Annotated in this window: 5 protein-coding genes; 3 read left to right on the plus strand and 2 right to left on the minus strand. The window is 68.9% G+C overall.

The genetic code is table 11. The annotated features are described in order from the left end of the window. Window positions 1-1,508: 1,508 nt before the first annotated feature. Window positions 1,509-3,785: a BTAD domain-containing putative transcriptional regulator gene (locus tag ACF1DX_RS38760; RefSeq protein WP_391795841.1), complete on the plus strand. Its 2,277-nt coding sequence runs from the start codon at window positions 1,509-1,511 to the stop codon at window positions 3,783-3,785. Window positions 3,786-4,024: 239 nt separating this feature from the next. On the opposite strand, the gene ACF1DX_RS38765 is transcribed toward ACF1DX_RS38760, so the two are convergent. Next, the gene (locus ACF1DX_RS38765) at window positions 4,025-4,585 is read right to left on the minus strand and encodes a TetR/AcrR family transcriptional regulator (RefSeq protein ID WP_391795842.1); all 561 of its coding nucleotides are present in this window, start codon (window positions 4,583-4,585) and stop codon (window positions 4,025-4,027) included. Window positions 4,586-4,887: 302 nt separating this feature from the next. Between ACF1DX_RS38765 and ACF1DX_RS38770 the strand changes: the two genes are divergently transcribed. Together ACF1DX_RS38770 and ACF1DX_RS38775 are read left to right on the plus strand one after the other, a co-directional pair. Continuing rightward, window positions 4,888-5,358, plus strand: coding sequence for a hypothetical protein (locus ACF1DX_RS38770; protein WP_391795843.1), 471 nt, complete (start codon window positions 4,888-4,890; stop codon window positions 5,356-5,358). Between the two features lie 512 nt (window positions 5,359-5,870). Further along, window positions 5,871-7,058 carry a cytochrome P450 gene (locus ACF1DX_RS38775; RefSeq protein WP_391795844.1) on the plus strand — a complete coding sequence of 396 codons (1,188 nt, stop codon included), beginning with the start codon at window positions 5,871-5,873 and terminating at the stop codon, window positions 7,056-7,058. A 175-nt stretch (window positions 7,059-7,233) separates the two neighbouring features. Here ACF1DX_RS38775 and ACF1DX_RS38780 read toward each other — a convergent pair whose 3' ends face one another. After that, window positions 7,234-7,998 carry an alpha/beta fold hydrolase gene (locus ACF1DX_RS38780; RefSeq protein ID WP_391795845.1) on the minus strand — a complete coding sequence of 255 codons (765 nt, stop codon included), beginning with the start codon at window positions 7,996-7,998 and terminating at the stop codon, window positions 7,234-7,236. Window positions 7,999-8,510: the final 512 nt, after the last annotated feature.

The raw sequence follows: 8,510 nt of genomic DNA on the forward strand, positions 1-8,510 counted from the left end.
CGCCCACTCCCGCACCACCGAGATCAACGCCTCCCACGCCGTCACCGTCTCCCAGCCCCGCGCCGTCTTCGACATCATCGACAAGGCGGCCCGGGCGACCGCCCGCTGACCCTCCAGGGCGGGGCGGTATCGGTCAGGAGGAGATCCTGACCGATACCGCCCAGCGAGCCCGGTCGGAGCCCCGTGCGCACCGGACGCCCACGCAACGCGAACGTTCAGGACGTCGCCGACGTGGCGTCAGGAGGTCGTCCCCGGGTTCCTGGAACCGGTCCCGGCCGGGACGTCCCGTCGCTCCGAAGGCGGCCGGTGCGGGCAGGGCCTGCCGGCAGCAGCCGAGCAGCCGCCACGGGGAGGCGGTTCATGTCCTCGTGCGGAGGCCGGCCAGGAGACGGTGCCCGGCCGGCCCGTCTCGTCCCCGCGTCACCGGTGCCCGGTCGGTCTCCTGCCCTGCCGCACTCGACGTCCCGCGCGTCCCGGCCGAGTGCGGCACGATGCTCATCGCCGTCCTCGGGGACGGCAGGAGATCTTCACCGCACCCGAGCGCTCGTCGCTCCACGCCGCTTCGACGTCCCGGCCGGGACCGCGGCCGGCTCCGGCACATCCGTATCCGCCGACACCACGCACTCGCATCTCGGCCCCGGTGCGCCGTCGCCCGGGCCCCGCCCCGCCGTCGCACGCGCCGGGGCGCGGCCGGGATCCCGGCGGATCTTCCGCGGAATTCCGCATCAGTCCTCACCGCGCGAGGCCGGCCGCCGGAGCCGTCCCCGCCCCGGAAGGGAAACGCCGGGAACGCTCAGCGCCTCCCGGGCGGCCCGTCGGCGTCGCGCGGTGCCGGTCGCGGTGAGCACCTGCCGCGCCCCGGGCCGGAGCACGGACGCCGGGCTCTGAACCGGCCCCGAGGCGCAGACGTCGGTTGTCGCGTCCCGAACCCCCGCTCAGGGTGTTACCCAGGTCACGTACGGCATGTTCCCTGCGGTGTTACGCCTCCTGCATGCGGGACCGCCGGAACGGGCTTCGCGCCGCCGGGAGGGAAGCGCCCGCGGCACGGGCGAAGGTGATCCCCGCGGCGGCACCCCTGGTCGGGGCACAGGCCGCTGCTGGTGCTGCGCAGGTGACCCCCTCCGTGGACATCGCCCGGCGCCTCCTTGACTATCTGACATGTAACGTCCAATATATTGCATATTAGATGTCTCGGTAGTTCGACTGAAGTGGCCTGGGCGTGGTGGACGTCATCGGCATACGGCGTTCCCTGGAAGGCCGGCGAAACACGCGGCCGAAGCCTGCCGTACGGCAGACCGGTACCTCCGCACGCCTGGAGAGGGGAGTCCGCTTCCGTCGCGCCTCGACGGATCCCGTTGTCCCCTGTGGGCCGGCCGGCCCACCCGATCGTGACCGAAGGTCCCGCATCGTCCTCAGACACGACTACCAGGGTCGTCCGCCCGCTGGATCACCCGGAACCCGTCACCATGACCAACTCGTACAGCTCTCAGACCAGGATTTCGGGATTGATGTATGACACGGGGGACTCCGCTCAACCGGATGAGCCCCTTCGATTCTCAGTGCTGGGTCCCGTGCGTGCGTGGCGCGGTAAGGAGTGCGTGGACCTCGGGCCGCCACAGCAGCGAGCCGTACTCGCCGTGCTGCTTCTCGCCGAGGGCGTTCCTGTCTCGGGGCAGGAGCTCATCGACAGAGCATGGGACGGGAGAGCACCGGGTTCAGCGATCAGCTCGGTCCGTTCCTACATCCACCGCTTGCGCAGCCTGGTGGGAGCATCCGTGATCCAGACCGTCGACAGCGGCTACCAGACCCGACTGGGCGACGGCGATCTCGACCTCACCTCCTTCCGCAAGCTGACCGCCCTCGCCGAGCAGGCCGCCTCACGACAGGATCACCCGACCGTCGTCGCGGCACTGCGCGAGGCCCTCGGCCTGTGGCAGGGACCGGCGCTGGCCGGCATGCACGGGTGGTACGCGGATGCGCAGCGCGTCCGGCTGGAGGCGCTGCGCACGGCTGCCCAGGGAACCTACCTGGCGGCGGAACTCGACCTCGGCGCTCACGCGGAACTGGTCCCGCAGCTGACCGAGCTGGTGAACGGCGACCCGCTGAACGAGCGGTTCCGGGAGATGCTGATGGTGGCCCTGTACCGGTCGGGGCGCCAGGCTGCGGCTCTTGAGTCCTACCTGCAGGCACGCGACCTGTTGCAGGACGCACTCGGTGTCGATCCGAGCCCGGCCCTGCAAACGATGTACCAGCGCATTCTGCGGGCGGACCAGACCTTGCTCGTCGAGCGTGACCGGGCGCACGCCGGCACGTCACCTGCCGCACCCGTGAACCGTGATGAATCCATTCGGCTGCCGCACGGCGCTCTGGTGGCTCCCGCTCAACTGCCGGCCGACCTGGCCACCTTCGTCGGGCGCGAGGAGGCCATGAAGGAGGCATGGAGACTCACTCCGGACATCGGTGCGGAACCGTCCGCGGCGATGCTCAGTGTGGTCACCGGAATGGCGGGCGTGGGCAAGACGGCTTTCGCGGTTCACTGGGCCCGCGCCGTTGCCGACCGATTCCCCGACGGCCAGCTCTATGTCAATCTCCGAGGATTCGACTCCTCCCACAAACCGCTGACCGCGAAGCACGCCCTCCGCGCCTTGGTGGAAGCTCTCGGAGTTCCGTCCCACAGCGTTCCCGAGGACGTCGACGCGTTGGCGGCACGATTCCGTACCGTGCTGTCCGGCAGGCGCGTCCTTCTCCTGCTCGACAACGCCCGCGACGCGGCCCAGGTCAGGCCGCTGCTGCCCGGGATGCCCGGCTGCCTGACCATCGTGACGAGCCGCAACCAGCTGACGGGCCTGATCGCGTCGGACGCCGCCTGGCCGATCCGGCTGGACGTACTGTCGGCCGAAGAAGGACGGAACTTCCTCGCCCGTCGCATCGGCGAGGAACGGGTCGCAGCCGAACCCGAGGCCGTGGAGGTCATCATGGAGCAGTGCGGCCGACTGCCCCTGGCCCTCTCGATCGCGGCGGCCAGAGCCGCGTTGCGCGCGACCTTTCCGCTGGCCAGTCTGGCGGAGGAACTGCGTGAGGGATGGGGAAGCCTCGACTCCTTCACCGACGCGGAGCCCGGCAGCACGACTGACGTACGGGCTGTCTTCTCCTGGTCCTACAAGGCGTTGACGCCCGCCACGGCCCGGCTGTTCAGGATGCTGTCCCTGCACCCGGGCCCCGACATCTCGCTGGCCGCCGCCGCAAGCCTCGCGGGCCTCACCCGGCCGCACACCCGGCAGCTGCTGGCGGAGCTGGTCCAGGCGTGCCTGGTCGAGGAAACCGCACCGGCCCGGTACGCCTCGCACGACCTCCTGAGGGCGTACGCTCGCGAACTCCTCACCGCCACCGACACCCCGAAGGACGAGGAGGCGGCCATGTGCCGGATGCTCGACTACTACTTGCACAGTGCCTTCGCCGCCGGACAGCACATGGCGCCGGATCGGTACACCATCCGGTTGCACGAGCCGACGGCGCAGGTATTTCCCGAGTCCTTCGCGAACACGGAGGAAGCCACCGCATGGTTCACCTCCGAGCAGGCCGTCCTCATGGCACTCATCGCGCAGACCGAGGGGCGTCGCATCGACGAGTACGCCTGGCGACTGGCCTGGTCCATGGAGGACTTCCTGGACCGCAGGGGTCTGTCGAGCGAGTCGGAGGCCACTCAGCGGATCGCGATGAAGGCCGCTGCGCGGCTGCGCGATCCCACCGCCCGCGCGTACGTCAGCCGAGGGCGGGCCCGCTGACCGAGGGCGCCGTGCCGAGCAGCCGGGCCCCGGTGCCACGCTCGACGCGCATGCGGTGAGGCCGACACGGCGAAGGCCACGCCGACGGCGTTCGCCGCGGCCCGGTGGCGGTACTGAGCGAGGGTGAGCGGGAGGGTGCCTCGGGCCCGGACGTACGCCGCGACGGTCCGCGCCGTCTCCGCCCGGTGCGGGGACGACCCGACGGCACAGGTCCGTCGCGGCACATCGGTGCGGTGGGGTTACGAAGTGGTCGTCCTCTTGATGAGGGACGCCAGGATCGCGTCGCGGACGCGGTCGGACAAGGACCAGTCCACGGTGCCGTTCAACTCGCTGATCATGGTGATGACGACGCCACTGCTCGCGGCCAGGATGGTTTTCGCCGCGTCGGCCGGCGACAGGACGAGCTGGTCGGCAGCACCTTCCAGCACGTTGAACAGCATGAGCTCGACCTGCGAAACGACCCCGCACTTGTAACCGGGTTCGACGCGTGCGTAGAGGTGCGCGTAGAACGCGGGATGCTCGACACCGAATCGGACATGTGTGTCCCAGGCCTGGGCGATCGCTTGGATCGGGTCGCTGCTGGGCGATGTCTGCCGTTCCTCGAGGAAGCGGTGGAAGCCGTGACTGACGACCTCGTCGAGCAGTCCCTGCTTACTGCCGAAATGGTGGTAGAGCGTCGGTGCCTGGACACCTGCCGCCTGGGTGATCGCGCGTGTCGTCACGTCACCGCCCTGGGCCGCTTGCAGCAGGTCGGCACCGACGACGAGGAGCCTGTCTCTGGTGGATACGTTTTCGTCCATCCGAAGATTGTAACACCGATACAACTAGGGCCGGGGGTCAGTTCTACCCCCTCGGCGGAAGGGCCTCCGTGCCCGCTCACCTCGCCGGATCGGCTGTGATAAACACCCGGTGCGGAGTCTTCGCCTGCTGGCTCGGTGCATTCGACGACCCCTTGATGTGGTGCGAGAGGGCCCTTCTTGAATAGGTGAACCTGCGAATGTTGCATCGCTATAGCCCTCGTGTTACTGTAGCGGCGTTACATCGGAGCGGCCAGAGGGCCGCTGATCAGTGAGCCCGTCGTGACGGGCCGAAGGAGACAGGCGTGCAGTACTACCAGGTGTTCATCAGTGCCGAGCAGACCTCGCAGGCGTTCCGGATCCTCGACGCGCTCATGGAGAAGCAGCTCGTGCTGGGCGGTCCGGTCGTCGGCGGGCCGGCGAAGTTCCTGTGGAACTTCAAGGAGAGCGACGTCCCGGAGGAACTGCGCGAACACAAGTTGTTCACGCTCGAGCAGGACTACAACTACCTCATCACGTACACGCGGGAGGACCTCAAGGACGAGCTCGTCGAGGTCGCCGAGTCGGCGTCGCTGGAAGAGGTCTGCATGATCTCGATGCTCCCGATGGAGATCAACAGGTCGCTCCGTGACCTTCTCGACGCCACTTTCGAGGGGCGCGACGGCGGGGTCCAGCCGGAGCCGGTCGACGCTGTGGCGGCGCTGACGTTCGTGCCGAAGGCGGAGGTCCCTTCCCGCACGAAGAGCTCGACGGGCCCTGTGGGAACCCGCCGCTGAGTGGGGCATGGAGGGTGGCCGCCGGTGAGTCCCTGATGTCGCGTCCCCGCCTCTCGGGCGGGGACGCGACACCGGTGACAGGGGGTCCGATGCCGGCCGGCTGACGTGATGGCGGGCTCATGCGCGCGGGACCCCCGTGGGCGACCCGCCGCCGTACGTACGTCGCCGGGAGAAGTCCGCGAGGCGAGCGGACACAGCCCGAAGGGGGAGCCCCGCGGTGTTCGATCCCATCTAGCAGCGTGTAATATATTGCATGCTACGCTATCGATGCTGTAGACCGAAACGGTCGAGGGCGCCTGCTGCCCACATGTCGGACGAGTGCTCGCCGCCCCGGTGCCGCCGGATCGGCGCACGGATGCCCGGAAATCGCCGCAGCCGCCGGGAAGCCACTGTCCGGCCGGACTGCCGAACGAGGCGGACCGCCTGACGGTCCGCGGCACCGCAGGCCGGTGAAAGACCGCCTTCAGACCCTTTCGTGACCTTCTCACCCCGACGCGACAAAGGATCCCCTCATGTCAGCCGAAGTGTTTCCGCTCGATCACACGGGTCGTTCCCTCCATGAAGACATCGCCGAACTCCAGTCGCTCGGCCCCGCGGTCCGGGTCGAGTTGCCGGGCGGCATCATCGCCTGGTCGGTGACGAGGCACGAGAGGTTGAAGCAGCTTTCCGATGACGGACGGCTGTCGCGGGACGCGCAGCGGCACTGGCCCGGACTCCCGGACGTTCCCGACGGCTGGCCACTCGCTCCTTTCCTCATCTCGCCCACCGTTCTCAACGCCTACGGGTCGGACCGCCATCGACTGCGGGAGATCATGGAAGGGGCATTCACCTCCGAACGCCTGGAAGCGCTGAGGGAAAATCTCGGGAAACGGGTTCCGCTGCTTCTCGGCTCCCTCGGGACTTCCGGCTCCCTTGTCGACATACGCGCGGAGTACGCACAGGTCATCGCCTGTGAAACCCTGTGTGATCTTTTCGGTGTCCCGGAAGCGGAATGGTCCGAAGCCACGGAAGCCATGCGGAACCTCCTCAGCCCCGCCGAGGACGCCGACCAGGCGAACGCGCAGCTCGAGTCCGCGATGGGATACCTCGCAGCGCTGCTTGCGGGGAAGAAGGACCTCCCCGGGGAGGACATGGCGACCACACTGGCCCAGGCCGGGATGACGGATGAGGAGCGCGTGCTGGCTCTGGCCGTCACCATTGCCGGCGGTGTTCCGGCGACCACCGAACTCATCACGAACGCCGCGTACAACATGCTCCGGCATCCGGAACAACTGGCCGCCGTGAAGAGTGGCGAGGCGACATGGCAGGCGGTCGTCGAGGAGACGCTGCGCCGCGATGCCCCCGTGCAGCACATGCCTCTCAGGTATGCCGTCGAGGACATCGATCTCGGCGAGGGCACGGTGATTCGCCAGGGCGACCCCGTCATCATGGGATTCGGGGCGGGAGGACGCGACCCGGAGGTCCACGGGGACACGGCAGATGCCTTCGACGTGCACCGCGTGAACAAGGAGCACGTGGCATTCGGCCATGGAGTGCACTACTGCATCGGCGCACCCCTGGGACGCGTCGAAGCCTCAGTGGCTCTGCAGGCCCTTTTCACCTACTTCCCGCACATGGAACTGGCTGAACCGGACGAAGACCCGCAGCCGCTGCCCACGTTCATCTTCAACGGAAAGGCCGGACTGCCGGTTCATCTCTGAGGGCCGCATCGGAAACGACGCGGCCCCGGCCGATGACCGCGCCGCTCGCTCGTCGTTCGCCCGACGGCGGGCGAGCCGGCCTCGCCGGAGGGAACTCACCGCACCCCGCGACGATCGCGCAGGCCGGCGGCTTCAGGCCGCAGGCGTGATCAGCCGGTCGGCGTCCCGCGGCGGTTCATCGTCGCGGGACACTGTGCCGCAGCTCCGAAGGACGCCGTGGAACCGGGGACAGCGTGTTCCAATAGCTCGTCAGCGCGGCAGCCGTGGAGGCGGGCTGTTGCAGGTTGGGGGAGTGCTGAGCATCGGCCACCACGGTGTGACGCGCGTCCAGCCGGTGCGCCATGTCCCTGAGGTCGGCGGTCTCCCAGGTGTCGTCGGCGTCCCCGTGGATGACGTGCTTCGGCAGCGGGACAGCCAGCAGGTCCGTCGTGCGATCAGGTTCGGACAGCAACTGGGCTCCTGCCACACGGAGCTGGGTGGGGTTCGTGCGCAGCCATCGCCGACGCAGATACTCCGCGTCCGCCCGAGCCGCCGGACGAAGCTTCTGCATGGTGTCCCACACCTCCTGCATCGTCATCGACTCCAGGGCGCCGAGAAGGAACTCGAGCTGCAGCCGGCGTCCCTGCCCGACGCGTCCAGGCCCTGACGACAACAGGGTCAGCGAGACGAAGGGGCGGTGATCCGCGAGCACAGCGGCACGGGCGACGTGCCCGCCCATCGAGTGGCCGAGCAGATGTACCTCCGTGCCGAGTGCCTCAGCCTGTGCGATCACGTCCTCGGCCAGGGCCTCCTGCCGGTAAGCGTCCTCGGACGCCGGTCCGGTGGTCCCGTCCTGGCCACGGCCGTCCACGGCGACGACCCGGTAACGCGCCCGCAGAAAGGGCGCCAGCAAGGGGATGAACTCGTCCTTGCTGCCGGTGTAGCCGGGCAGCAGAAGCACGGTGGCACGTGCCGTCGAGGCAGATCCGCCTTCCAGAACGGAGAACTCCCCGCGCCGGGTACGGAGAGTGGCCCGGTGGATTCCTTCGGGAAGGGGGTGGAACGTAGCAGACAAGAGGGATTCCTCGGCATCGCTCGGTGAACGCACAGACTTTACCTTCCGTCGGGCGGCCGCGGCTCTCGACGGACCCCCTCCGCGCGTACGGGCTGGGCACCCTCCGCTGCCCGTACGCGCGCACCCGACATCGACGACCACAACGCGGTCGTCAACACCCGGCGGTCGCTGGAGGCTTCACCGCCGAGCACGGCATCCGCCGGAATGTCTTCCCGGAGCGGACGGCCCGCCTGGGGACCCCCTTCTCTCACGCCCCCGGTCAGCGCGGGCCGCTGTCCTCCATGCGCAGTCAGCCGGTGATGTCCCGGGCCGCCTTGTCGATGATGTCGAAGACGGCGCGGGGCTGGGAGACGGTGACGGCGTGGGAGGCGTTGATCTCGGTGGTGCGGGAGTGGGCG

Source organism: Streptomyces sp. NPDC014676, from assembly GCF_043084105.1.
Classification (GTDB): Bacteria; Actinomycetota; Actinomycetes; order Streptomycetales; family Streptomycetaceae; genus Streptomyces.

Coding starts and splice junctions, on each gene's coding strand:
- ACF1DX_RS38760 (WP_391795841.1), top strand. CDS start 1,509: ATGTATGACACGGGGGACTCCGCTCAACCGGATGAGCCCCTTCGATTC.
- ACF1DX_RS38765 (WP_391795842.1), bottom strand. CDS start 4,585: ATGGACGAAAACGTATCCACCAGAGACAGGCTCCTCGTCGTCGGTGCC.
- ACF1DX_RS38775 (WP_391795844.1), top strand. CDS start 5,871: ATGTCAGCCGAAGTGTTTCCGCTCGATCACACGGGTCGTTCCCTCCAT.